The organism is Micromonospora sp. WMMD729, from assembly GCF_049315225.1.
Lineage (GTDB): Bacteria > Actinomycetota > Actinomycetes > Mycobacteriales > Micromonosporaceae > Micromonospora.
On record NZ_CP186059.1, the window covers coordinates 2,462,893 to 2,487,475 of the forward strand.

16 protein-coding genes and 1 pseudogene are annotated in these 24,583 nt (G+C 71.8%); 10 read left to right on the forward strand and 7 right to left on the reverse strand.

What is annotated here, in order from left to right; all coding sequences use genetic code 11:
• Positions 1-10: 10 nt before the first annotated feature.
• From ACN263_RS11275 to ACN263_RS11295, 5 genes and pseudogenes are all read left to right on the forward strand, one after another.
• Positions 11-3,955, forward strand: coding sequence for a ThuA domain-containing protein (locus ACN263_RS11275; protein ID WP_422739740.1), 3,945 nt, complete (start codon positions 11-13; stop codon positions 3,953-3,955).
• Between the two features lie 8 nt (positions 3,956-3,963).
• Positions 3,964-5,289: pseudogene (locus ACN263_RS11280) on the forward strand (OmpL47-type beta-barrel domain-containing protein); the annotation flags it as partial.
• Positions 5,290-5,525: 236 nt separating this feature from the next.
• The gene (locus ACN263_RS11285; protein WP_422739741.1) at positions 5,526-6,503 is read left to right on the forward strand and encodes a hypothetical protein; all 978 of its coding nucleotides are present in this window, start codon (positions 5,526-5,528) and stop codon (positions 6,501-6,503) included.
• Positions 6,504-6,695: 192 nt separating this feature from the next.
• The gene (locus ACN263_RS11290; RefSeq protein WP_422739742.1) at positions 6,696-7,907 is read left to right on the forward strand and encodes a helix-turn-helix domain-containing protein; all 1,212 of its coding nucleotides are present in this window, start codon (positions 6,696-6,698) and stop codon (positions 7,905-7,907) included.
• A 578-nt stretch (positions 7,908-8,485) separates the two neighbouring features.
• Positions 8,486-9,313 carry a hypothetical protein gene (locus tag ACN263_RS11295; RefSeq protein ID WP_422739743.1) on the forward strand — a complete coding sequence of 276 codons (828 nt, stop codon included), beginning with the start codon at positions 8,486-8,488 and terminating at the stop codon, positions 9,311-9,313.
• A gap of 81 nt (positions 9,314-9,394) precedes the next feature.
• Here the strand turns inward: ACN263_RS11295 and ACN263_RS11300 are convergent, their stop codons facing one another.
• On the reverse strand, positions 9,395-10,519 hold the full coding sequence (locus tag ACN263_RS11300) for a DUF1996 domain-containing protein (protein ID WP_422739744.1): 1,125 nt from the start codon (positions 10,517-10,519) through the stop codon (positions 9,395-9,397).
• Positions 10,520-10,946: 427 nt separating this feature from the next.
• Here ACN263_RS11300 and ACN263_RS11305 point away from each other — a divergent pair, with 427 nt between their 5' ends.
• Both ACN263_RS11305 and ACN263_RS11310 read left to right on the forward strand, forming a co-directional pair.
• Positions 10,947-11,396 carry a hypothetical protein gene (locus ACN263_RS11305; protein WP_422739745.1) on the forward strand — a complete coding sequence of 150 codons (450 nt, stop codon included), beginning with the start codon at positions 10,947-10,949 and terminating at the stop codon, positions 11,394-11,396.
• A 136-nt stretch (positions 11,397-11,532) separates the two neighbouring features.
• A complete protein-coding gene (locus ACN263_RS11310; RefSeq protein ID WP_422739746.1) occupies positions 11,533-11,910 on the forward strand; it encodes a MerR family transcriptional regulator in 378 nt (125 codons plus the stop codon).
• A gap of 24 nt (positions 11,911-11,934) precedes the next feature.
• On the opposite strand, the gene ACN263_RS11315 is transcribed toward ACN263_RS11310, so the two are convergent.
• A complete protein-coding gene (locus ACN263_RS11315) occupies positions 11,935-13,071 on the reverse strand; it encodes an ROK family protein (RefSeq protein ID WP_422739747.1) in 1,137 nt (378 codons plus the stop codon).
• 41 nt (positions 13,072-13,112) lie between these two features.
• Between ACN263_RS11315 and ACN263_RS11320 the strand changes: the two genes are divergently transcribed.
• Complete coding sequence (locus ACN263_RS11320) at positions 13,113-14,333, forward strand: MFS transporter (RefSeq protein WP_422739748.1); 1,221 nt, start codon at positions 13,113-13,115, stop codon at positions 14,331-14,333.
• 52 nt (positions 14,334-14,385) lie between these two features.
• Here the strand turns inward: ACN263_RS11320 and ACN263_RS11325 are convergent, their stop codons facing one another.
• A complete protein-coding gene (locus tag ACN263_RS11325) occupies positions 14,386-15,762 on the reverse strand; it encodes a serine hydrolase domain-containing protein (protein WP_422739749.1) in 1,377 nt (458 codons plus the stop codon).
• Between the two features lie 228 nt (positions 15,763-15,990).
• Here ACN263_RS11325 and ACN263_RS11330 point away from each other — a divergent pair, with 228 nt between their 5' ends.
• On the forward strand, positions 15,991-17,367 hold the full coding sequence (locus ACN263_RS11330) for an FAD-dependent oxidoreductase (protein ID WP_422739750.1): 1,377 nt from the start codon (positions 15,991-15,993) through the stop codon (positions 17,365-17,367).
• 52 nt (positions 17,368-17,419) lie between these two features.
• On the opposite strand, the gene ACN263_RS11335 is transcribed toward ACN263_RS11330, so the two are convergent.
• Together ACN263_RS11335 and ACN263_RS11340 are read right to left on the reverse strand one after the other, a co-directional pair.
• Positions 17,420-17,890 carry a heme-degrading domain-containing protein gene (locus tag ACN263_RS11335; RefSeq protein ID WP_422739751.1) on the reverse strand — a complete coding sequence of 157 codons (471 nt, stop codon included), beginning with the start codon at positions 17,888-17,890 and terminating at the stop codon, positions 17,420-17,422.
• Between the two features lie 24 nt (positions 17,891-17,914).
• The gene (locus tag ACN263_RS11340) at positions 17,915-19,366 is read right to left on the reverse strand and encodes an SDR family NAD(P)-dependent oxidoreductase (RefSeq protein ID WP_422739752.1); all 1,452 of its coding nucleotides are present in this window, start codon (positions 19,364-19,366) and stop codon (positions 17,915-17,917) included.
• A gap of 150 nt (positions 19,367-19,516) precedes the next feature.
• On the opposite strand from ACN263_RS11340, the gene ACN263_RS11345 reads away from it, so the two are divergent.
• Positions 19,517-22,693: an AfsR/SARP family transcriptional regulator gene (locus tag ACN263_RS11345; protein WP_422739753.1), complete on the forward strand. Its 3,177-nt coding sequence runs from the start codon at positions 19,517-19,519 to the stop codon at positions 22,691-22,693.
• Here ACN263_RS11345 and ACN263_RS11350 read toward each other — a convergent pair whose 3' ends face one another.
• Complete coding sequence (locus ACN263_RS11350; RefSeq protein WP_422739754.1) at positions 22,694-23,521, reverse strand: ABC transporter permease; 828 nt, start codon at positions 23,519-23,521, stop codon at positions 22,694-22,696.
• Positions 23,518-24,498: an ATP-binding cassette domain-containing protein gene (locus ACN263_RS11355; RefSeq protein ID WP_422739755.1), complete on the reverse strand. Its 981-nt coding sequence runs from the start codon at positions 24,496-24,498 to the stop codon at positions 23,518-23,520. Before ACN263_RS11355 ends, ACN263_RS11350 begins: the two co-directional genes overlap by 4 nt.
• Positions 24,499-24,583: the final 85 nt, after the last annotated feature.

A 24,583-nucleotide genomic window follows, 5' to 3' on the forward strand; every position in this document is an offset into this window, starting at 1 on the left:
GGGGACGGGGATGAGAAGAGACGTACGACGAGCCCTCGCGGCGATGGCGGCCTTCGCCACGCTGATTCCGGCGACGGCATCGGCGGCGGCCGCCGCGCCGCGAGCGGTGACCGCCGCACCGGCGCAGACCCAGCAGAGCGGCACCGCGGTGCTGGTGTTCCACGGCCCGGTGGCCGAGCAGCAGGACCCGGTGGCGCGCGCGGTGGACACCATCCGACAACTTGCGGCCAGTCATGACATCGATGTCATGGCCACCACCGACCCGGCTGTGTTCACTCCGACGAAACTGTCCGCGTACCGGAGCGTGGTGTTCCTCTCCGCGACGGGCGCCGCGCTCAACCGCGACCAGGAGTCGGCGCTCCAGGCCTACATGAAGGCCGGCGGCGGCTTCGTCGGTATCGCCGACGCCGCCCGCGCGCAGGTCGACTCGACCTGGTTCACCGGCCTGATCGGCGCCCGCCCGGCGGGCGCGATCCCGGTGGCCGAACCGGTGGCCCGGGTGACCGCCAGCGGCGAGAACCCGCCCAGCGAGACCAAGGAGAAGCTGACCGACGGCGACGCCAACACCAAGTGGCTGGTCCGCACCCCCACGGCCTGGGTGAGCTACGAGCTGGCCGCGCCGAAGCGGATCACCGGGTACGCGTTGACCTCGGCCAACGACTTCGTCGGGCGGGACCCGAAGGACTGGACCCTGCAGGGCTCCACGGACGGCCAGAACTGGTCCGACCTGGACACCCGCACCAACCAGACCTTTGCCGAGCGGTTCCAGACCCGGCGGTTTGACATCGCCACGCCGCAGGAGTTCAGCCGCTACCGGCTGAACATCACCGCCAACAGCGGGGAGCCGCTGATCCAGCTCGCCGACCTGCGCCTGTTCACCGGGACGGCCACCGCACCGCCGCCGACCCCGGTGAACCGGGCGGTGGTCGACATCACGGACCGCAAACACCCGGCCACCGCCTCGCTGCCGCTGACCCTCACCCGGTCGGACCGCTGGGACAACTGGGAGACGAACCCGATCGGCACGGTGCACACCCTCGCGCAGGTCGAGGAACGGCACTACGACCCGGGCCCGGGCGCCAACGGCCCGTTCCACCCGGTGTCCTGGTGCCGGGACTACGGCGGCGGCCGGTCGTTCTACACCGGCATGGGCCACACCGAGGGCAGCTACGGCGAGGAGGCGTTCCGTGCCCACCTGGCCGGGGCGCTGAACTGGACCACCGGCCGGGTACGCGGTGACTGCCAGGCGACGATCGCCGCGAACTACAAGATCGAGCGGCTGACCGCCGCGAACCAAACCGGGCAGCTCGACCAGATCGGCGAGCCGCACGGTCTGACCATCGCCCCCGACGGCACCGTCTTCTACGTCGGCAAGGCGGCCTGCCCGAGCGGCCCGATCGCCGACTGGAACGACCCGAACGTCGGCCTGGGCTGCGGCACCATCCACTCCTTCGACCCGCGCAGCAAGCAGGTCAAACTGCTCACCACCCTGCGGGTGATGGGTAACCGGGGCAGCGGCTCGGAGTTGGTGAAGAACGAGGAGGGCCTGCTCGGCATCGTGCCGGACCCGAAGTTCGCCGACAACGGCTGGCTCTACGTCTACTGGATGCCGCACGAGTCGATCGACCGGGTGAAGCGGGTCGGGCAGCGGACCATCTCCCGCTTCACCTACGACCTGGCGACCCAGACCATCGACCAGGGCACCCGCAAGGACCTGTTGCAGTTCCCGGTGCAGATCCACAGCTGCTGCCACGCCGGTGGCGGCATGGCCTTCGACGCCAAGGGCAACCTCTACGTCGGCTCCGGCGACAACAACTCCTCGGAGGGGTCGCAGGGCTACTCCGGCAACAACTGGACCGAGGAGTACCAGGGCATCTCGTTCCAGGACGCCCGCCGTACGTCGGGTAACACCAACGACCTCGCCGGCAAGATCATCCGGATCCACCCGGAGCCGGACGGCACGTACACCATCCCCGAGGGCAACCTCTTCCCGCCGGGCACCGAGAAGACTCGGCCGGAGATCTACGTGATGGGCGTACGCAACATCGCCCGCCTCCAGATCGACCCGGTGCACCAGTGGCTGACCGCCGGCTGGGTCGGTCCGGACGCCTCGTCGCCCAGCCCCACCCTCGGCCCGGCCAAGTACGAGACGGCCACCATCATCACCTCGGCCGGCAACCAGGGCTGGCCGTACTGCATGGGCAACCGGCAGCCGTACCGGGACCGCAGCAACACCGACGCCAGCGTGCTGACCGGCTGGTACGACTGCGACAACCTGAAGAACACCTCGCCGCGCAACACCGGCCTGGTGGACATCCCCGCCGCCCGGGACAACATGATCTGGTACTCGCCGGACGGCGGCGGCCCGGTCTTCCCGAAGCGGACCGACGGCAGCGGCCTGCCCACCTACGTCGCGGCCGACGCCACCTACACGCAGCCGTACCTGCGCGGCGGCGGGCAGGCCATCATGTCCGGCCCCACCTACCACCGCAGCCTCGTCGACACGAACAGCGGCGTCGCGTGGCCGGAGCACTGGGACGGCAAGTGGCTCATCGGCGACCAGTCGAACCCGGTCAACCGGGTCGCGGTCACCGTCGACCCCGCCGGCGTGCCGCAGGCCGCCCCGCCGGTGTACGCCGAGTCGCTGCGGGCCATCATCCCCAGCGGCAACGGTGACAACCGCTTGCAGAGCTGGATGGACGCCAAGTTCGGCCCGGACGGCGCCCTCTACCTGCTCGACTACGGAGGCGGCTTCTTCAGCCTCAACCCCAACCAGAAGCTGATCCGGGTCACCTACACCGGCGGCGCGCCCACCCCGGCACCGGCGGCGACCTCGGTGGCCGTGCAGAACAAGCCGCTGACGATCGCCTTCACCGGCTCGAAGTCCGGCGGGGTGAGCCACCGGTGGGAGTTCGGCGACGGTGCCACGTCGACCGAGGCGGACCCCCGACACACGTACGCCAAGGTGGGCACCTACACCGCGAAGCTCACCGTCACGTACGCCGACGGCGAGACGGCCACCGTACGGACCACCGTCACGGTCGGGTGCGCGGTGCCGGACGCCCGGGCCACCGTGTGGCTCGGCGACACCGACACCGGCGTGGCCAGTCGGACGGTCGGGCAGGGCTGCACGATCAACGACCTGATCGACGACGAGAGCACCTGGCCCGACCACAACGCCTTCGTCCGGCACGTCACCACGGTGACCCGCGCGTTGCAGGACGACGGTCTGCTCAACGCCCGCGAGGCGGGCACGCTCACCCGCCTGGCCGCCGCGTCCGACATCGGCCGGGACGGACGCACCGGGTATGAGCCGCTCTACGACGGCACCGCCGAGTCGCTGCGCGGTTGGGAGCAGGCGCCGACCGGGTCGTTCAGCATCCAGCCGGACGGGGCACTGCGCTCCAGCGGTGGTCTCGGCATGCTCTGGCACACCAAGGAGCTGGGTGACTTCTCGCTGAAGGTGCAGTTCAAGGACATCGCGCCGGGCACCAACCGGGCCAACACCGGGGTCTTCATCCGCTTCCCGGACCTGCGGGTCCCGCTGGAGCAGCGGCCGCCGGGCAGCTGCGGCACCATCGGGTCGGCCCGGACCTCGACCGCCTGGATGGCGATCTACTGCGGACACGAGATCCAGATCTACGACGGTGAGAGCGGCGAGCCGCAGAAGACCGGCTCGGTCTACAACTTCGACCCGGTGCCGCTCGCCCAGGCCGGCGTCACCCCGAAGAACGTCTGGAACGACTACGAGATCCGGGTGGTCGGGCAGCACTACACGATGATCCGTAACGGCGTGGTGATCAACGAGTTCGACAACACGCCGGGCAAGCAGTCCTCCCGGGCCGGCGATCCGCCGACCGACCTGCGGCAGTTCCTGCGCGGCTTCATCGGCCTGCAGAACCACGGTGACAACGACCTGACCGAGTTCCGCAACATCCGCGTGCGCGAACTCTAGGAGAGACGATGATCCGACGACTCACGGCCGCGTTGGCGGCGGTCCTGCTCACGGTCGCACCGTTGGCCGCGCCGCCCGCCTCCGCCGCCCCCCGTGCCGCCGCGGACCAGGTGCTGACCTGGACCGCCGACGACAACACCACCCGCTACAAGTCCGTGCCCACCACCGCGGTGGCCGGCACGACGACGATCGTCTGGGAGAACAGCGCGGCCACCGGCAACACCACCGGGATGCCGCACACGCTGACCTTCGACACGTCCACCGAGGGCTACAACCACGACGTCACCATCAACATCCTGGCCAGTCCGTTCGACGCCAACAACGGCCGCCACGAGGCGACCGTCACGCTGACCCCGGGCCGGTACCGCTACTTCTGCGCCATTCCCGGCCACAGCCAGATGGTCGGCGAGCTGGTGGTCACCGACGGCGGGGGAGGCGGCGACACCACAGCGCCGACCGTCACCGCCGCCGTGTCGGGTGACCGCGACGGCGACGGCAACTACGTCGGCGCGGCGACGGTGACCGTCACGGCCACCGACGCGGACTCCGGCGTCGACACCGTCGAGTACCAGGTCGACGACACCAGCTTCCAGCCGTACACCCAGCCGGTGCGGGTCACCGCGGTCGGCGACCACTCGGTGCAGTTCCATGCCACCGACCAGGCCGGCAACACCAGCGCCGTCGGCTCGGTGTCGTTCCGGGTCGTCGAGCCGACCGAGGAGGACACCACCGCGCCGGTGGTCACGGCCGCGCTGGCCGGCGACCGCGACGGCGACGGCAACTACGTGGGTACGGTCACCGCCACGCTGACCGCCACCGACGCCGGGTCGGGCGTCGCCACCATCGAGTACGCCCTCGACGGGGCCGCGTTCACCTCGTACACGAGCCCGGTCGTGGTGACCGCCACCGGGATGCACATGCTGCACTACCGGGCCACCGACGTCGCCGGCAACACCTCGGCCGAGCAGATGGCCCACTTCACCGTCGTCGCGCCGCCGGCCGAGGACACCACCCCACCCACCGTGACGGCCACGGTGGCCGGCGACCGCAACGATGACGGCGCGTACGTCGGCGCGGCGACCGTCACCGTGACGGCCACCGACGCCGACTCGGGCGTGGCGCGGACCGAGTACGCCCTCGACACCGGCGCGTGGACCGCGTACACCACCCCGGTCGTCGTCCGTACCGTCGGGGCGCACACCCTGCGCTACCGGGCGACGGACACCGCCGGTAACACCGCCGCCGAGCAGTCGGTGACGTTCACCGTCGTGGCCGACGGCAACGACGCCTGCCCCGCCTCCGACACGCGGGACACGGTGATCGTCGGCGGCGTCGACACCGGCGTGGCCAACGTCGACACCGGGAACGGCTGCACCATCAACGATCTGATCGACGAGGACGCCGACTATCCCGGTCACGCCGACTTCGTCCGGCACGTCGAGGCGGTCACCACCGCGCTGGTGACCGCCGGCACGCTCACCAAGCGCCAGCAGGGCGCCATCGTCCGGGCCGCGGCCCGATCGGACGTCGGCGCATGAGCCCCCGCATCCCATCGAGAGGGAGAACCACGATGCCCGGACGTACCGCCGCCAAGCTGGCCACTGTGAGCGCCGTCATCGCCGCCTCGGTGCTGGCCGTGGCACCGACCGCCCACGCCGACCTGGTCACCCACTGCATCGGCACCGGCGGTGCGGTGACCGTGCCCAACGACCTGCTCGTCCCGGCCGGTGAGTCCTGCGCGCTGACCGGCACCACGATCACCGGCAACGTCACCGTCGCCGCCGGCGCCAACCTGGTGGTCACCGGCGGCCGGGTCAGCGGCGAGGTACGGGTCGCCGCCGACGGCTACCTCGACGCCACCGAGACGACCGTCGACGGCCAGGTCGTGCTGGCCGCCGGAGGCTACGGCGTCTATCTGTCCGACGCCTCGACGGGCGCGTTGACCGTCCGGCCGAAGGGCTCGGCGACCATCGACAGCTTCCTGTTCGCCGAGGCGTCCACGATCAGCGGGAACGTCACCGTCGGCGCCGGTGAGGTACGGCTCGACGGCGGCACCCAGGTGACGCGCAACGTCAGCAGCACCGGCACCTACTACACGGACGTGCACGACTCGTTCGTCGACGGCACCCTGTCGGTGCTCAACAGCGCCACCGGCAGTGTCGTGTGCGGCAGCGCCGTCCGGGGCCGGGCCACCTTCGCCGGAAACCTCGGCGGCGTCCAGCTCGGTCCGAACGGCGCCCTGGACAGTTGCGCCTCCGGCGGCTACTGGGGCGCGGACGTCAGCGTCACCAACACCACCGGTGGCGTCACCGTCGACGACAACATCATCAACGGCCAGTTGACCGTGACGGGCAACGACCCGGCCGCGCAGGTGGCGGCGAACAACCGCATCCGAGGCGGCGTGACGGGCGACCAGGCCGCGCCGAGCGCCAACCGGGCGGCCCGGATGACCGCCCCGGACCGCGAGGAGGCGGGCGACGAGCGGGCCGAGGTCCGTCGTACCTCGGCGGTGCAGGACGCCACCGAGGCGGGCGCCGCCAAGCTCTGACGTACAGCTCACGAAGGCGGCCGGTCACCTTTCGGGGTGACCGGCCGACCCCGTAGACACGTGTGGAATGTGGTGCCGGAGCGCCCAGAAGTTGCCGGCGAGGGGGTTATGAGGGACTTGGCCGCTCGGTAGCGTTGATGCAACGTCGGCCCTGGATACGGCTGGTGTTGTCGCGCTACGAGGAGGTTCGGGATGGATTCCCTGCCGGAACTGACCTTCGGGCAGCGGCTGAAGGCCTACCGCGAGCGGTCCGGCAAGACCCGCGCGGTGCTTGGCGGGCTGGTCGGCCGAAGTGCTGAGTGGGTCAAGGCGGTGGAGACCGATCGGATCCTGCCGCCGCGCATTCACATGCTGGACCGGATCGCGCGTGCTCTGAAGGTCGAGGTGTCCGTCCTTGCCGGCGAGTTGGGGGCGTGGTCTGCTGCTGTCAATGGGCCGGAGCACCCGGCGCTGGCGTCGGTGCGGGACGCGGTGAACCGCTTCGCAACTTTTGACGAGACATCGCCAGAGTCGTTGACGAGACTGAGGGATCGGCTCGCGATGGCATGGCGTGCGCGTCATCAGGCGTCGGATCACCGTACGGTGCTGGGCGGATTGTTGCCGGGGTTGCTGCGCGACGTGCAGCGCGCAGCGTTGGCGTACGAGGGTGACGAGCGTCGGCAGGCTCAGGCACTGTTGGCGGAGACGTTCGGGCTGGCGCAGATGTTCCTCGCCTATCAGCCGGCCGCGGAGCTGTTGTGGCGGGTCGCGGACCGGGCGATGGTGGCGGCGCAGGAGTCCGGCGATCCGGAGGCGGTGGCGTGCGCGGGGTGGTTCCTGTGCCAGGTGCATCGGGACGCCGGTGATTGGGACACCGCGATGGCGGTGACAGTGAACCTCCTGTCGGCGCTGGAGTCCCGTGCCGCCGATGGGAACACGAACCTGATGGCGCTCTGGGGTGCGTTGAACTTCGAGGCTGCCTACACCGCCGCCCGCGCTGGTGAGGAAGGTAGGGCCTGGCGGTACTGGGATCGTGCGGATCGGGTGGCGCAGCGCCTGCCAACAGGTTTCTATCAGCCGCAGACATCGTTCTCGAAGGTCATCATGGGCGCTCATGCGGTGACCGTGGCGGTGGAGTTGCAGAAGTCCGGTGAGGCGGTGCGACAGGCGCGCCGTCATGATTCCGCGCCGATTCCGTCGAGGCCGCGCCGGGCACGCCATCTCATCGAGGTCGCGCGGGCGCACCACGGCAAGAACGACAAGGAAGCGACCGTGTCGACCCTCCGGCAGGCGTACGAGTCGGCACCGGAGACCATCCGCTTCAACGGGTACGCCCGCCAGATCACCGTGGACCTGCTCGACGGCCCACGTTCGACTCGTGACGACGTCCGTGACCTCGCAGTCAAGGTCGGGCTTCTCTCGTGATCCAGGGGTAGGAACTTTACCCATTCCGTTCCGCGACCCACCGTAGCTTCTTGCTCACGGGATGCGGTGGGCGGTGCGGGTATCGCCTGGTCGCCGTGTCCCTCAGCTTCGAGGGCAGAAAGCCGTCCTCGTGCTCGAACGAGGGGAGAAGTCGGTGCGGCGCGTCTCTTATGAGGAGTACCTTTCGGCCACCGCGCTGACGTTCGCCCGCAGGCATCGGCCGGTCTGGTCGTGGCGGCTCTGGCGACATGTCTGCCGCTGCGGAGCGGACCTGCCATGCCGTGCCCGGCACCGGATCCCGATCAGTCGTGGCCACTGGCCACAGGAGGGCGAGCAGTGAGCAGCGGGCGGCAAGAGGCGATCATCGCGGTTCACATCCGGGGCTTGGCCGACAGGTGTGACGGCTTCCGGACGTCGTGGACGTGGCTCACGTCGTACCCCTGCTGGCAGGGCGGATGGGCGACCAGGCGGCAGACGCCGACGATCATCGCTGGCCTCCTGGCGGGTGCGCGGTGACCGCCCACGGCCCGGTCATGCCGATCTGGAGCTGCGATGGGTGCGGCCTGCCCTGGCCCTGCATGACCCGGAAGCGCGAGTTGCGCGCGGAGTACGCGGATGATCCTGTGTCGTTGGCCCTCTACCTCGGGTCCTACCTGGTGCAGGCGACAGTGGACCTGCGCTGGACGCCGGCCGGTGCGCTGCACCGCCGATTCCTCGGTTGGACCAGGGATGTCCGCGCTTGCGCGCCGCTGCTGGCGTCGGAAGAATTCCCGGCCATGTCGGAAGATCATCAGCCGGAGCGCGGCGAGGACGAGACGGACATCGAGGAGCACGTCGCCAGCTGCCCCATCGGCGGGGAGTTGGTCGGTCAGCTCATTGGGTTGGCCGACCTGCCCTGGCACGATCCGGCCGTCACCAGCCGGGCGATGCGGAGCCTCGGCTGGTCCACCGACGGGGTGCCGACCGACGAGGCGCGTTTCGTCACGCCGGCCGGTCACGCCGTCTACACCGACTACGGCCTCTACCTGCCCTTCGTCCACTACTACGTGGTGGGCGGAGAGTTGTGGCCGGATGACTTCTGGGGTTCGCAGCCCGGCTGGTCGAGCGAGCGGGGCGCCGGACGCGTGGAGTTCGAGGCGTACCTGGATGCGGCGATCGACCGGTTTTCCGAACGGCTCGGGCCGCCGGAGTGTGACGTCCGGACCGAGGGCAGGTACCTCGCCATCGGTCACTACTCCTGGCGGTACGCCGCCTGGCGACGCGGCGGCACCATCATCGTGCTCGGTCCCGCCCTGGACGGTTACTCCTACGGTCAGGACGAGGAGGCCGTCGTCTACATCGGCGAGTTCGCCCCGGACCGTCCGTTCCCGGCGGCAGCCGACTTCCTGGGCCTGCTGCGCAAGTAGGTGATTACGTGAGGTCTCCGGCGTCGGGTTCGGCCCGGTCGCCCGAACCCGACCACTGGAGACCGCGCGGGTCAGGTCAGCTCAGAAGTTGCCAGCGGAGTTGCACTTCACGCCCTGGTCGAGGCAGTTGCGGACCCGTGCGGCCAGCGCCTCGTCCTTCCAGGCGTTGAAGAAGTCGGCGTGCATCGAGAACGAGGTGCCGGACGCGAGGGTGATGCCGTTCGTGTTCGCGCTCAACGGGTACGAGATCACGAAGGACACCGACGGGACGGGCACCGGGTGGCTCTTCGGGCAGGCTCCCGTGTGGTCGCCGTTGGCCATGTGCGCCTTGTGGTCGGGGCTGTCCAGGTGCTTGCCGTCCCAGCAGTCCGGGAAGGTGATCTGCCGGACGACGTGCGCGGTCTTGGCGCAGACCGGGAAGGTCTTGTCGGCGCTGCGGCCGATCTCGCCACCGATGCCGGCGCACCAGAAGTGGTTGCCCTGCTTGTCCGGGGTGTCCACCTGGTTCTTGGCGTTGCCGGTGATCATCCGCAGGCCGAACGGGAAGGGCTGGGTCCTGCTCGGGTCCTTCAGCCGGGAGCCGTAGTAGACGGTCACCTCCGTGGGGTCGACGACCTTGCCGTTCTGGTACATCGTCGGCACCCAGTAGGCGGACTGGTCGTCGGGCGAGTTGCAGGTGGTCGCCTTCGACGCCCGCAGCGACTCGGCGGTCGAGGTGGCGTCGGTCGACCTGTTGCCCCAGAAGGTGTGGTTGTGCGAGGCGCCCTTGAGGTTGGGCAGGACGATCGGGTCGTCGCTGTTGTGGTGGCTGACCGTGCAGCCGACGTTGAACTCCGGAACCTTGACCGGGTTGCCCGTCACCGGCTTCGGCTTGCGCGCGAAGAACGCCCTCGTCGCGGCGGCCTGCGCGGCGGCGTCGACGGTGATCCAGCCACCCGATGTGATCGGCGGCGCGGCGCTCGTGGACGAGGGGTCCGGCTTGGCCGGAGCGGGCGGGCTGGTCGAGGTGCCCGGTGCGCTCGGCGTGGTCGCCGGGGCGGTCGTCGGTGTCGCGGGGCCGGGCGAGCCGATGCCGGTGTCGCTGGACGGACCGGACGCGCCGGGCGTGCCCGGGGACTCCTTGCATCCGCCGGTGAATGCCAGGCCCACCACCAGCAGGGCGGTCAGGGCATGACGGTGTCGAGGGGTGGGTCGCAAATATGTCAACGGGGGTGCACCTTTCTTCCGAGGAAGAAGAGTACGAGTCGACCCTCTGCGTCGATCGCTTAGGCCGATTAAATGTGCCTTAAATATCGCTCCGGGATTGCCCGGTGGGCTCTGCGCGACGATCGCCGTGTCGATTGCGTATCGAATCTTAAAAAAACGTAATCGGTGGCTCCGTCGACGGTCTATCTCGTTGCTGCGCTGGTGGCGGTCATGTCCACAGCATTGCACGGAGTCGTCCGCCCCGGTGCCTCGCCGGCCTCACGAGGTGTCCGATGCCGTTCGATGTCAATCTTCTGCTTCGTGTTTGCCGAACCCGCGCGAGGTCCAGCCGACGCGCGCACTTATGCGGGAGCGACAAATGTGGGGGCGGGGTCCTATCCGTGCCGAAGAGCGCGTGTGCTTGCGGGGCGGCTCTACCGTCCAGGTCATGACGTACGAGCCGATAATGGTGCCCGCCTCGCCGCCCCGGACGGCTCGTCGGGTGTTGCTCGTCCTCGCCGGTCTGCTGGCGGTCTGCTGTGTCGTGGGCAGCTGCGTCGGCCTCTGGTTCTACCGCAGTCTCAAGCGGGAGGTCGGGCCGGCCCGGGCGGTCGCGGTCGGGTACATCGATGACGTGCGGGCCGGTGACTATTCGGGCGCGTACGGGCGGCTGTGCGAGCGGGTGCGCACGGCCATGACCCAGGAGGACTTCTCCCGGGTCCAGGCCGCGCAACTGGAGATCAGCAGTTACGAGATCACCGGTGTGTACGTCAACAACTACAACGGGCGGCTGACCGCCACCGCCACCGTGACCATGGTCCAGAAGTCCACCGGCGCCCAGGCCACCCAGACCATGGGTCTGGTCAAGGAGGACGACGAGTGGCGCGTCTGCCAGTGAGCGCCACCTCGCGCTCCAACGGCGACGGCCCGGCCGGGCCGTGATTGGGCGATGACATGAACGCGGCCTACGCTGGAACCTGACGTTGACGTGAGAGACAGAGCCGTGGCGCCCGTCACGGCCAGGGGGAGGGGTCGTGCGGATCGGGGAACTGGCGTCCCACACGGGAGTGTCGGTGCGCGCCCTGCGCTACTACGAGGAGCAGTCGCTGCTGGTCCCCGAGCGCAGCGGCGGCGGCCAGCGTCACTACGACCAGGGAGCGGTCGACCGGGTCCAGCTCATCCAGACGCTGTACGCCGCGGGTCTGTCCAGCCGGACGATCCTGGATCTGCTGCCCTGCGTCGACGCCCAGGTCAACACGCCGCAGTCCCGTGCCCTGCTGAACGCCGAACGGGACCGCATCACCCACCAGATCGACCAGCTCGTCCAGGTCCGGGATCGCCTCGACGCCGTGATCGGCGCCAGCGAGGACCCGGCCGGCGGCTGCGGCTACGCCGACACCGTCCCGCGGTAGTCGGCCGCGCGGTCCCGGGGCCGCTCAGCGGGCGCCGACGACGGCCTGTCGCACGATCGTGGGCGGGGTGCCGGAGGTGAGGTCCGGGATGCCGTAGAGCTGGTCGAGGACCTGCATCGCGGCTCCGGCGGCGATCACGTCCGCGCCGAGGCCGGACAGGGTCACGGTCGGGACCAGCCAGTCCGCGCGCCGGACGTCGGTGCGGACGGCCTGCTCGACGGCGGCGCGGTAGACCTCCGCGTGGCGCAGCAGGTCCGCGCCGGCCAGGACCACGTGGGCGAGGTCGAGGGTCTGGAGCAGGTTGACGACCCCGATCGCCAGCACCCGGGCGGCACGCGGCACGTCCCCGGCCTCGGCGGCGTGTAGGTGGACGACCTCCAGGCAGCCGTGGCGTCCGCAGACGCAGGCGGGCCCGTCCAGGTCGACGACCGTGTGCCCGAACTCGCCGGCGTTGGTGTGCGCGCCCCGATGCGCCGTGCCGCCCAGCCAGAACCCGCCCCCGATGCCGGATTCGACCATGATGAGCGCCGCGTCGCCGAACGTCGTGCCGTGCCGCCACGCCTCGGCGGTGACCCCGGCGGTCACGTCCTTGTCCAGGTGCACCGGCAGGCGTAGCCGCGCCTCGGCCAGCTCGCGCAGCGGTACGTCGTGCCAGTGCCGCAGGCCGTGCGCGTCCCGAACGAGGCCGTTGGCGTGGTCGAGGGGGCCGATCATGCCGAGGCCCACGCCCGTCAGTCGGTCCTGTGGGGCGGAGTCTGCGGTGATCGTCTCGATGCCGGCGCACAGGGCGTCGAGGAGTTGGTCGGGGGTGAAGTCCTCCGGCAGCGGGCTGACCGTCGAGTGGCGTACGGCGCCGGCCAGGTCGACCAGGACCAGTCGCAGCGTGCGCCGGGCGACGTGCGCGCCGATCGCGTACCGGCTGTCCGGGACCAGTTCGTAGACGACGGCCGGTTTGCCGATGCCCGGGCGGCGGACACCGGCGGGACGGATCAGCCCGTCGGCGGTCAGCCGAGCGATGACTTTGGAGACGGCCTGCGGGGTCAGGCCGGTGGCGGCGACCACCGTCGACCGCTCGAACGTGCGCGCCGTACGCGCGACGGCCAACACCTGCGCCTGGTTGTAGCCGCGCAGGAACGTCACGTCCGCTGTGGTCCGCGTCATCTCGCCACTCTATTACGCAACGCTGTTGCTAAATTCGCTCGGTGAACGAACTGAGCAGAGGTCAGCGACTCGCGGCGCTTGTCGCCCTGGCGCTCGGCGGCGTCGCGGTCGGCCTGACGGAGTTCGTGGCGATGGGCCTGCTACCCGAGATGGCACGCGACCTGCTGGCGCAGCAGTACGCCCGCTCCTCGTCGGACGCCGTTGCCCGCGCCGGTTGGATGATCACGGCGTACGCGCTGGGTGTCGTCGTGGGCGCGCCACTGATCGCCGCGCTCAGCGCGCGCCTGCCCCGCCGCAGGCTCGTGCTCGGGCTGCTCGTCCTCTTCGCCGCCGGCACGATCGCCTCGGCGACCGCCCCGAACTTCGAGCTGGTGCTGGTCGCGCGGTTCGTCGCCGCGCTGCCGCACGGCGCGTACTTCGGCGCGGCCGGCCTGCTCGCCGCGACCCTGATGGGCCCCGGCAACGAGGCCCGGGGCTTCGCCACCGTGCTCGGTGGCCTGACCGTGAGCAACGTGGTGGGCGTACCGCTGATCACGCGACTCGGGCAGGCAGCCGGCTGGCGTACCGCGTACCTGGTCATCGCCGGTGTCTTCCTGCTCACGCTGCTGGCGGTGCTGGCGGTCGTGCCGGAGGTGGCCGCGGCGGCGGACGGCTCGCCGGCCGCCGAGCTGCGGGCGCTGCGGACCTCGCAGGTCTGGCTGGTGGCGGCCACCGGCGCGATCGGCTTCGCCGGGTTCTTCGCGGTCGACTCGTACATCGCGCCGGTCACCACCGACGTCGCCGGCCTCTCCGCCGCGACGGTGCCGTGGGTGCTGGTCGCGGTGGGCCTCGGCATGACCGTCGGCAACGCCCTGGGCGGCTGGCTCGCCGACCGGGACCTGCGTCGCAGCATGATGATCGGCTTCGTGGCGATGATCGCCAGCATCGGCGTGTTCAGTCTCGTCGCGTCGCACCGGGTGGGCCTGTTCGTCGGCGCGTTCCTGGTCGGCGCGACGAGCCTCTACCTCGGTCCGGTGCTCCAGGCACGCCTCATCACGGTCGCCCCCGGAGCGCAGTTGATGGGCGCGGCCCTCAACCAGTCCGCCATGAACATCGCGAACAGCCTGGGCGCGGCGCTGGGCAGCGTCGGCATCGCCGCCGGGCTCGGCTACCTCGCGCCGGCCCGGGTGGGACTGGTCCTCGCGGTCGTCGGGCTGGGCCTGGGAATCGTCAGCTACGCGGGGCGTCGTCGGGACCGGGAACCGGCCACCGTGGCAGGCTGACCGCCGCCGCCGCCGCCGCCGCCGCCGCCGCCGCCGCCGCCGCCGGCGTCGGTCAGCGGACCGCTGCCGCGAGGAGGTCGCCGACGGCCGCGCGGACCGGATCGGGGTTCGCCCAGGACCAGTTCGGGTGGGCCCGGTTCGTGAGCAGGGCGAGGACCAGCCTGCGGCCCGGGTCGACCAGCAGCGAGGGGCCGGCGAACCCGGTGTGACCGAAGGTGCGGCTCGACGCGAGCCGCCCCATGAACCACGGCTGGTCGAGGACGACGCCGAGACCGTGGGCGGCCGTGCGCTGGGGACGCTCCGGGTCGACGGCCGGCTTGCCCGCGTTGTGGTTGGTCAGCATCCGGCGCACGGTGCCGGCGGCGAGGACCCGTCGGCCCTGGTAGGTGCCGCCGTCGAGGAGCATCTGGCCGACGGCGGCGAGATCGCTGGCGCTGGCGAACACCCCGGCGTGACCGGCGACGCCGCCGAGGTTGTTGGCGACGTCGTCGTGCACGGTGCCGCGGAGCAGGCCGCGCGACGAGCGGGCGTCGGTGGCGACCATCCGGGCCGCCCGCTCGGTGGCCGACAGCCAGGTCATCGGGTTGAAGCCGGTGTCGCGCAGGCCGAGTGGACCGGTGAGGTTGGCCTTGAGCGCCTGGTCGAGGCGTTTCCCGGTGACCTTCTCGACGATCTTGCCGGCGACCATGAGGCCGACGCTGGAGTAGCGGAACGTGTCCCCGGGCACGGCGCCTGAGACCAGCGGGGTGGCGAGCACCGCGTTCCACCGGGCGGCGTTGTCCGGCAGGCCGGTGACCTTGGCACCGACCGGGAGGCCGCCGGTGTGGGTGAGCAGCATCTCGACGGTGACCCGGTCCTTGCCCGTGCCGGTGAACGCCGGCAGGTAGTCGCGCACCGGGGCGCCCAGGTCGACACGACCCTTGTCGACCTGCTGGAGCAGCAGGATGGCGGTGTAGACCTTGGTGACCGAGGCCAGATCGAAGATGGAATCGGGGCGCATCGCGACCCGGCTCTTCGCCGCGAGCAGCTTCGGGCCGGCCGCGTAGCGCAGGGCCTCCCCGACAGCGGTGTGCACGGTCGTCCTGCCGTCGACCAGCACGACGGCGACCGCGCCGGGAAAGCCGTGGTGCGTGACGGTCTGCGCCGAGGCGGGCAGGTGCCGGCGCAGCAACGCGGTCACGTCCGCCGCGTACCGGGCCTGGTTGCCCGGCGCGCCCGTGCCGGCCGTGGGGGAGGTGCTCGGCGTACCCGCCGAAGGCGTCGTGGGTCTGCCGGCCGCGCCGAAACCCACCCGGTTCCCCGCCGCGTCGGTGGCGGTCACCGCGCCGCCCGGGTCGGCCCCACCCGCCGACTCACCGCCGCAGCCGGCGAGGGCGGAGGTCGCGGCGGCCAGACCAACCCCGAGCAGGGTACGACGGGCGACGGGCATGCCGGTGATGCTGACAGATCCGAACGGCGTGCGCCACGCCTCGTCAGCCGTACGCCGACCCCGTCCAGCGATGTGGCCGGTTTCCGACACCCGTGCGGGCCGTACGGGCAACCGACACTGCCTGTGCAACTATCGTCAGGCATCCTGTCGAACGGCCGGCGCCGCCGGTCTGTCCGTGCGGCAGACCCGGGGGAGGGTGCCCTGCCGCGTACTCCTTTGGAGAGCACCATGTCCCTCTCCCCGGTTCGGGTCTTCGCCGCGTTGAACGCCGTGCGACCTCCCGAGCAGCCCACTCCGATCCTGGGTAAGGCGGTGGTGGTCGGCGGCAGCGTCGCCGGCCTGCTGGCCGCCCGGGTCCTGTCCGACCACGCCGAGAGTGTCGTCCTCATCGACCGGGACGACCCGCAGCTCAGCGGCGCCCGGCCCGGCGTACCCCAGGGCACCCAACTGCACGCGCTGCTGCCCGGCGGCCTCCTTCAGTTGGAGCAGTTGTTCCCCGGTTTCCGCCAGCAGGCGCTGGCCCACGGCGCGATCGAGGCGCCACCCGCCACCCGGCGCAGCTACCTCGACGGCCGTCGCAAGGTGGTGGTACCCGACGATGACGACAGCCTGGCCGGCAGCCGGCCGCTGCTGGAGGGGCTGATCCGCCAGCAGGTGCTCCAACTGCCGAACGTCAAGACGGTCACCGCCCGCGCCACCGGGCTCCTCATCGAGAACGGCGCGGTCACCGGCGTGCGCTGCGAGGTCAACGGGGTCGCCGGCGTCGAGGGTGGCGACCTGGTGGTGGATGCCATGGGCCGGTCCAGCCGGCTCTCCGACTGGCTGGAGCAGGCCGGTTGGGAGCGCCCCGTCACCCGCCGGATGCCCGTGCACCTCAACTACGCCACCGCGCTGTTCCGACGCCCGGAAGAGACTCCGCAGGCGCGCGTCGTCATGGCCCTGCACACCCCACGGACCATGACGGACGTCGCCGGCGCCGCCTTCTTCGCCATCGAGGACGACCGTTGGATGGCGATGATGGCCGGCTACGGTGACGACCGGCCCGGACGCACCGCGCAGGACTTCGTCCGCCGGCTGCGCGAGCAGTTCCCGCCCGAGTTCGGCGAGATCGCCGACCGGGAGATGCTCGGTGACGTCCAGACCTACCACCACGCCGACAGCCGGCGACGGGACTTCTACGCGCTGCGGCGTTTCCCGGCCCGGCTCGTCAGCGTGGGCGACGCCGTCGCGTCGTTCAACCCGGTGTACGGGCAGGGCATGACGGCCGCGGCCCTGCACGCGGCCTGCCTGTCGGCGTACCTGCGCCCCGGACCGGACCTGAACGCGCCCGCCCGCCACTTCCTCGACCTGCAGAAGGTCGTGGTCGACGCCGCGTGGTCCACGTCGACCTCCGCCGACCTGGGGTTGCCGCACGTCGACGGTCCCTACCCGCGCGGCTACCGGGTCACGAGCTGGGTGAGCCGGCAGATCCTCTCGGCGACCGTGACGGACGTGGGGATCGCCCGCCGGTTCAACGAGGTCGTCTCCATGCGTGAGCACCCGCTGTCGCTGGCCACTCCCGGCGTGATCCTGGGCGCCCTGCGGGCCAATCGCCGGGCGGGCTGACGGCACACCCCCGCCGCCCGTCAGGCGTCTGACGGGCGGCGGGACCCGCCGGCTACCGCGCGGCGTCGCGCAGGATGTCGACGACGAAGCGGTGGTCGTCCACCTGCGGAAGCCCCGACACGCCCATCCAGCCCACCACGCCGGTGCCGCGCACCCGCAACGGCAGCGCGCCCCCGGCGGCGGCGTACCGGGCCGCCGGCAGGCCGTAGCGCTCGGTCAGCGTCACGTTCTTGTCCCGGCAGAGCCGGGCCATGTAGAGCGACGAGTGCTCGAACCGCATCACCACCCGGCCCTTGCGGCGCAGCCAGGCGTCGTTGTCCGCCGTCGATCCGGGCAGGCCACAGTGGAAGAGCTGACGTCCGGCCCGCCACACACCTACGGAGATCGGGAGCCCGCGTTCCGCGGCGGCGGTGACGGCCCGCACGCCCAGCTCGTACGCGTCGGTCTCGGTCAGGCCCGCGAGCTCCAGCTCGTTCTCCTCGCGCTGCAGCTCGTCAAGCGTCGGCCACTGGTCAGATGACATGTGTTTCTCCTCGTCGAGCGTCGTTCACCAGGCGCACGGCGCGTAGTCCTTCAGGAAGCAGCCGTACAGGTCCTCGCCCTGCTCGCCGCGCACGATCGGGTCGTACACCCGGGCCGCGCCGTCGACCAGGTCCAGCGGGGCGTGGAACCCCTCGTCGGCCAGCCGCATCTTCGTCGGATGCGGCCGCTCGTCGGTGATCCAGCCCGTGTCGACGCTGGTCATCAGGATGCCGTCGGTGAGCATCTCCTGGGCGCTGGTACGGGTCAGCATGTTCAACGCGGCCTTGGCCATGTTGGTGTGCGGGTGTCCCGGACCCTTGTAGCCGCGACCGAACTGGCCCTCCATCGCCGAGACGTTCACCACGTACTTGCGGCGGGCCTTCGCGGCGGCCATCGCCGGACGTAGCCGGCTGACCAGCACGAACGGCGCGGTCACGTTGCACAGCTGCACTTCCAGCAGCTCGACCGGGTCGACCTCCTGCACCCGCTGCACCCAGCTGTTGACCGGGTCGAGGTCCGGCACGAGGCCGCCGGCGTCGATGGCGGTGGACGCGGCGATCCGCTCCGGCGAGGCGGAGCCGCTGGTCAACGCCAACGCGGTGAGCGCGTGCGGCGTGAGAGCGGGCGGCTCCGACCCGGTGGTGAGGCTGCCGGCCGAGCCGGTCGGCTTGGCGAACGTGATCAGTTCCGGCAGCGGACCCTCCGGGAGGGCCGCGGCCTCCGCGGCGACGAGCTGGGCGTACGCCCCGGGCGAGCGGCGCACGGTCTGCGCCGCGTTGTTGATCAGGATGTCGAGGGGGCCCTGACTGCTGACCGAGTCGGCCAGGGCGATCACCTGCGCCGGGTCACGCAGGTCGATCCCGACGATCCGCAGCCGGTGCAGCCAGTCCGCGCTGTCCGGCATCGCGGCGAACCGGCGGACCGCGTCGTGCGGGAACCGCGTGGTCACCGTCGTGTGCGCGCCGTCGCGCAGCAGCCGCAGCGCGATGTACATGCCGATCTTCGCCCGCCCGCCGGTGAGCAGCGCCCGCCGGCCGGTCAGATCGGTACGGGCGTCGCGGCGCTCCCGGTTCAGCGCGGCGCAGGACGGGCAGAGCTGGTGGTAGAAGGCGTCCACCTCGCGGTAGCGCTGCTTGCAGACGTAGCAGCCGCGCGGGTTGTGCAGGAATCCCGCCGTCGCGCCGGTGGTGGGCGAGGCCAGCGGGATGCCCTGGGTCTCGTCGTCGATCCGGCCCGGGGCGCCGGTGGCGGTGGCCTCCGTCACCGCCCGGTCGGCGGCCAGGATGGCGTCCCGCCGCTCCTCACGCCGCCGCTGCTTGATCACCTTGTAGAGCCGCGCGGTGGCCCGCTGCACCCGCACCACGTCGGGGTGGTCCGGCGGCAGGGCCTCCAACGCCTCGAAGACGCTCAGGCAGGTCTCCAACCGGTTCCGGTCGATGCCGTTCTGAGCGTTGTCGGGAATGTTGTCCACCGTCATGCGTCGTTGTCTCGTCCCGTTTCCTGTGCCGGATTCTCCCGGCCCACCCCACGTCCGACCCGAAACTGTACGCACCACGGCGTCGAGGACGCACCCCACGCCGTCGGGCACCCCGCACGGCCCGTGGCGGCCGTGGGGGATGCTGGTCCCGTGCAGATCACGATCCTCGGTCCCCTTGCCGTCGACGGCCGGCCGGTCCGGGGCGAGCGGCTGGCCGCGGTGCTCCGCGCGCTCGTCGACGCGCGCGGCCGGGCGGTCTCCACCAGCCTGCTCGTGGACGCGGTGTGGGACGGGACCCCGCCGGACGACGCGACCGGCGCCGTGCAGGCGCTCGTGTCCCGCGTCCGCCGACTCGGGCTGCCCGTGGTTGCCGTGCCGGGGGGATACCGCCTTCCCGCCGAGGAGGTCACCGTCGACGCGGTCGAGGCCCGGGCGCTCGTCGAGGGCGGCCGGGTCGCCCTGCGGGCCGGCGACGCGCGTGCCGCCCGCGACGCGGCCGACCGTGCCCGTGCCCTGTTCCCCGAGGTCCCGGAGATCGTCGACGCGGACGACGCGCGCCTGTTCGCCGACGTCGCCGCGCTGCGGGCCGAGGCGGCGCTCGCCGGCGCGGGGCCGTACGACGAGACCGACCTGCGCCGGCTGGCCGCGCGGACGCCGCCGGACGAGCCGTCCGCCGCCCTGCTGGTCCGGCTGCTCGCCGCCCAGGGGCGGGAGGCGGAGGCGTTGGAGGTGGTCGAGCGTCTCCGGGACGACCTCGCCGACCGCTACGGCACCGACCCGTCCCCGGTGGTCACTCAGGCCCACCTGGCGCTGCTGCGCGGCGAACTGACCGCGCCGGCCGTCGTCGCGCCACCCCGGCCACCGGCGCGGGTCGTCCTGCCCGCGGCGTGGCGCCGGCCGATGACCGCCCTGGTGGGGCGCGAGCGGGACGTCGCGGCACTGGACGCGGCGCTCGACGAGTCGGCCCTGGTGACGATCGTGGCGACCGGCGGCGCGGGCAAGACCCGGCTCGCGGCCGAGGTGACCCGCCGTGCGGCGGCGGCCGGGCGGGGGGTACGGGTGGTCGAGCTGGCCGGCCTACGCTCACCCGACGAGGTGCTGCCCACCGTGCTCGCGGCGCTCGGCGGCGCGGACACCTCGTCCACCGGCGGCAACCTGGGCCTCGAACGCCGGGTGCTCAGCCCCGAGGAGCGGTTGGGTGCCCTCGCGCCGGACCTCGACGGGCTGGTGGTCCTGGACAACTGCGAGCACGTCCTCGACGCGGTCGCCACCGTCGTCGCCGACCTGCTGGCGGTGAGCTCACCGGAGGTGGCGGTGCTCGCGACCAGCCGCGCCCCGCTGGGCCTGGCCGGCGAGCGGGTCCACCGACTGACCGCCCTGCCGGACCCCGACGCGCTCGGACTTGTCGAATCCCGGGCCCGGGCCGGTGGCGCGGTGCCGACCTGGGACACCGCGCGGGCTCTCGCGCTGTGCAACCGGCTCGACAACCTGCCGTTGGCCCTCGAACTGGCCGCCGCGCGGCTGCGGCACATGCCGATCGACGACGTGCTGGCCGGCCTGGCCGACCGGTTCGCCCTGCTCGACGACGCGCTGCGCGGGTTGCCGGAACGCCACGCGAGCCTGTGGGCGATGGTCGACTGGAGCCGCGAACTGCTCGCCCCCGACGACCGGGCGCTGCTGGAACGGGTCGCGGTCATCCCCGCGCCGTTCACCGCCGACCTCGCCGCGGCGGTCGCCGGGACGCCGGACGTCCGTCGTGGCCTGGCCACCCTCGTGGAACAGTCCCTGCTGACCCTGGTCGAGGCCGACGGACCGCCGCGCTACCGGATGCTGGAGACCGTCCGCGAGTACGGCGAGGCCCGGCTGGGCGCGTCCGGCGACCGGGACGCGGCGATGGCCGGCCTGCTCGACTGGGCCCGGCGCGAGGCGGCCATGATCGCCGGGCGGTTCATCGGGCCCGGCCAGGTCGATGCGCTCGACCGCTGTGCCGCCGAGCAGGACAACCTGCTGGCGGGCCTGCGGTGGGCGCTCGCGGCGGACGACGAGCCGGCCGCCGTCGACGTGGCCGACGCGCTGCTGCACCTCTGGACGGTGCGCGGCCTGCACCTCGAAGTCCTGGTCTGGGCACGCCCACTGCTGCACGTCGACGACCCGGCACGGCGCCGACGGTCGGCGATCGTCGCTGGCCGGGCCAGCGGCCGACCGCTGCCCGACGCTGACCGGCTCGCCCGGACGTGCCTGCTGATCGGCGTGAACGCCGGCATCAGCGCCGACCTGCGGCCGGCCGTGCTCGCCCGGCGGGCCCTGCGCATCGTCCTGGGCGAACGGCCCGCCGAGGTGTCCCCGAGGATGACCGCGCTCGCGTCGGCGTTGCCCGGTTTCGACGCGTCCGACGTCGAGGAGAGCCTGAAGAGCGCGGACGAACTGGTCGCCCACCCGGACCCGTACGTGCAGGGGCTCGGTCTGTTCGCGCGCGCGGCCGTACGGGAGAACGGCGGCCTGCCGGAGTCGTCGATCGAGGACGCCGAGCAGGCGTACCACCGCTTCGAGGTCGCCGGTGACCACTGGGGCATGGCGATGGCGGCGGGCGCCGTGGGGCAGTTCCTGCTGCCCGGACGGGAGGACCGCTCGGCCGAGTGGCTGACGCGCAGCGTCCGGCACATGGAGATGGTGGGTGCCCAGCAGGACGCTCGGTCGGTGCGGGTACGCCTCGAGGTGCACCTCGCCCTGACCGGTGACGACGAGGCGGAGCGCCGCCTGGCGGAGATGGTCCGCTCGGGTCAGGCCGAGCAGGTGGACGTCGCGCAGGCGCTGCTCGGCCTGGCCCAGGTCGCCTGGCGGCGTGAGCGGTACGACGAGGCGCTCGCCCGCGCCGACGAGGTGAGCCGCACCCTCGTGGACTGGACGGGACCGCCGCCGCAGCCGCGGGTGATGCTGCGGACCGCGGCGGCGGTGCTCTACCTGCGGGTGGCCCACGCCCGGGGGGATACCGGCGGCGAAGCCGACGCCCGCGCCGCCGCGCTGCTGTCGTCCGCCCGCGAGGACGCGCTCACGTCACGGGACCTGCCGGTGATCGGCGCGTGGGCGTCGGGCGGGGCGGAACTCGCCGCCCACCGGGGTGACGTGGAGACCGCGCGGGAACTGACCGCGATCGCTCGGCGGATCGGCACCCACATGGAAATGTTCCTGCCGGTCGGGCAGGGTGAACGGCTCAACGCCGCTCTCGGGGACGAGAGTCGGCGTGAGCCGTTGCTGGCCGCGTGGCGCGAGCGCCCGGTCGGCGTCGCGGTCGCCCGCATCCGCGACCTGATGGACGACCTGCTCTAGCTACACCTTCTTGCGGTACGCGCGCAGCGCCATCGGCATGAACACCGCCACGAAGCCCGCACACCAGGCGAGGGTCCACCACACGTGTGCGTCGAGCGGGGTGCCGAGGAACAGTCCACGGACCGCCGCCACCAGGTGGGTCATCGGGTTGACCTTCACGAAGGCCTGCATCCAGCCGGGCAGGGTGTCGGTGCCCACGAACACGTTCGACCCGAAGCTCAACGGCATGATCAGGGCGAACATCAGGCCCTGCACAGCACCCGGGGTGCGCACCTTCATCGACACCCAGACCGGCAGCCAGCTCAGGCAGAGCGCGAACAGTACCGCGAGCACGCAGCCGGCGATGGCCCGGAACGGGTCGGTCTCGATCCGGAAGCCCATCAGGTAGCCGATCGCGAGGGTCGAGACCGTGACGATCACGTACCGGACGACGTCGCCGAGGACCGCGCCGACCAGCGGTGCGGAGCGGGGGACCGGCAGCGACCGGAAGCGGTCGAAGATGCCCTTGGCGATGTCGGTGTTGAGGTTCACGCCGATCGCGATCGCCCCGGTCGCGATGGTCTGCGCCAGGATGCCGGGCAGCAGGAACTGCAGGTAGTCATGGGTGGAGCCGGCGACCGCACCGCCGAAGATGTAGACGAAGATGACCAGGAACAGCACCGGTTGCAGCGTGACGTCGATCAGCGCTTCGGGCGTACGCCAGGTCTTGATGAGGCTGCGCTTGGCGAGCGCCAGCGAGTGCCGCACCAGCCGGAACGGTCGCGGGTGCGCGGCTGCGGTCGACAGCTTCGGGCCCGTCGTGGGTGGTGCGCCCAACAGGGTGCTCATGCCGCTACCTCCGTACGGGAAGTGGTGTCGTCCTCGGCCGCCGTACGCCCGGTGAGGGTGAAGAACACCTCGTCCAGGCTCGGCAGGTGCAGGGAGAGTTCGGTGACGGCGATGCCGGCGGTGGCCAGGCGCGCGACGCTCTCGGTCAGCGCGGTGTCGTCGGTGACCGGCACGGCGAGGACGCCCTTGCGGATCTCGTCGGCCTGTCCGCCCGAGCCGACCTCGGTCAGGATCGCCGCGGTCCGGGGAAGCTGCGCCGGGTCGGCGGGCCGGACCTCGAGGGTCTGCCCGCCGACGATCCGCTTGAGCCCGTCGGGCGTGTCGTGCGCGATGACCCGGCCGTGGTCGATCACGGTGATCGCGTCGGCCAGCGCGTCGGCCTCCTCCAGGTACTGCGTGGTGAGCAGCACCGTCGAGCCGTTGGTCACCAGGGACCGGACCACGTCCCACATGTCCTCGCGCTTGGCCGGGTCCAGCCCGGTCGTCGGCTCGTCCAGGAAAATCACCTCGGGTGAGCCGACCAGGCTCGCGGCCAGGTCGAGCCGCCGCCGCATGCCCCCGGAGTACGTCTTGGCGGGCCGGTTGGCGGCGTCGGTCAGGTCGAACCAGTCGAGCAGTTCGGTGGCCCGCCGCCGGGCGCCGGCGCGACCGAGGTCCAGCAGCGTGCCGAACAGCTCCAGGTTCTGCCGGCCGGTCAGGTCCTCGTCGACCGAGGCGTACTGGCCGGTGAGGCCGATGCGCTGTCGGACCCGCCCGGCGTCGCGGACGACGTCGAAGCCGCCGATGCGGGCGCTTCCGGCGTCCGGGGTCAGCAGGGTGGAGAGGATGCGGACGGCGGTGGTCTTGCCGGCGCCGTTGGGGCCGAGCACCCCGAGCACCGTTCCGCGGGGCACGGCGAGGTCGACGCCCTGCAGCGCCCTCGTCTGCCCGAAGGTCTTCACGAGGCCCTCGGCCTCGATCACCAGATCGGTTGTCATGCCGACCAGCGTGCGCGGCGCGCCTGACACGGCTCCGACACGGCGCTGACAGCCCCGCCGACGCGGGCTGACACCGGGGCGTCGC

Excerpts from the sequence above, each read along its gene's own strand:
- ACN263_RS11275 (WP_422739740.1), top strand. The coding sequence starts at position 11 with ATGAGAAGAGACGTACGACGAGCCCTCGCGGCGATGGCGGCCTTCGCC.
- ACN263_RS11285 (WP_422739741.1), top strand. The coding sequence starts at position 5,526 with ATGCCCGGACGTACCGCCGCCAAGCTGGCCACTGTGAGCGCCGTCATC.
- ACN263_RS11290 (WP_422739742.1), top strand. The coding sequence starts at position 6,696 with ATGGATTCCCTGCCGGAACTGACCTTCGGGCAGCGGCTGAAGGCCTAC.
- ACN263_RS11295 (WP_422739743.1), top strand. The coding sequence starts at position 8,486 with ATGACCCGGAAGCGCGAGTTGCGCGCGGAGTACGCGGATGATCCTGTG.
- ACN263_RS11305 (WP_422739745.1), top strand. The coding sequence starts at position 10,947 with ATGACGTACGAGCCGATAATGGTGCCCGCCTCGCCGCCCCGGACGGCT.
- ACN263_RS11315 (WP_422739747.1), bottom strand. The coding sequence starts at position 13,071 with ATGACGCGGACCACAGCGGACGTGACGTTCCTGCGCGGCTACAACCAG.
- ACN263_RS11325 (WP_422739749.1), bottom strand. The coding sequence starts at position 15,762 with ATGCCCGTCGCCCGTCGTACCCTGCTCGGGGTTGGTCTGGCCGCCGCG.
- ACN263_RS11330 (WP_422739750.1), top strand. The coding sequence starts at position 15,991 with ATGTCCCTCTCCCCGGTTCGGGTCTTCGCCGCGTTGAACGCCGTGCGA.
- ACN263_RS11335 (WP_422739751.1), bottom strand. The coding sequence starts at position 17,890 with ATGTCATCTGACCAGTGGCCGACGCTTGACGAGCTGCAGCGCGAGGAG.
- ACN263_RS11340 (WP_422739752.1), bottom strand. The coding sequence starts at position 19,366 with ATGACGGTGGACAACATTCCCGACAACGCTCAGAACGGCATCGACCGG.
- ACN263_RS11350 (WP_422739754.1), bottom strand. The coding sequence starts at position 23,521 with ATGAGCACCCTGTTGGGCGCACCACCCACGACGGGCCCGAAGCTGTCG.
- ACN263_RS11355 (WP_422739755.1), bottom strand. The coding sequence starts at position 24,498 with ATGACAACCGATCTGGTGATCGAGGCCGAGGGCCTCGTGAAGACCTTC.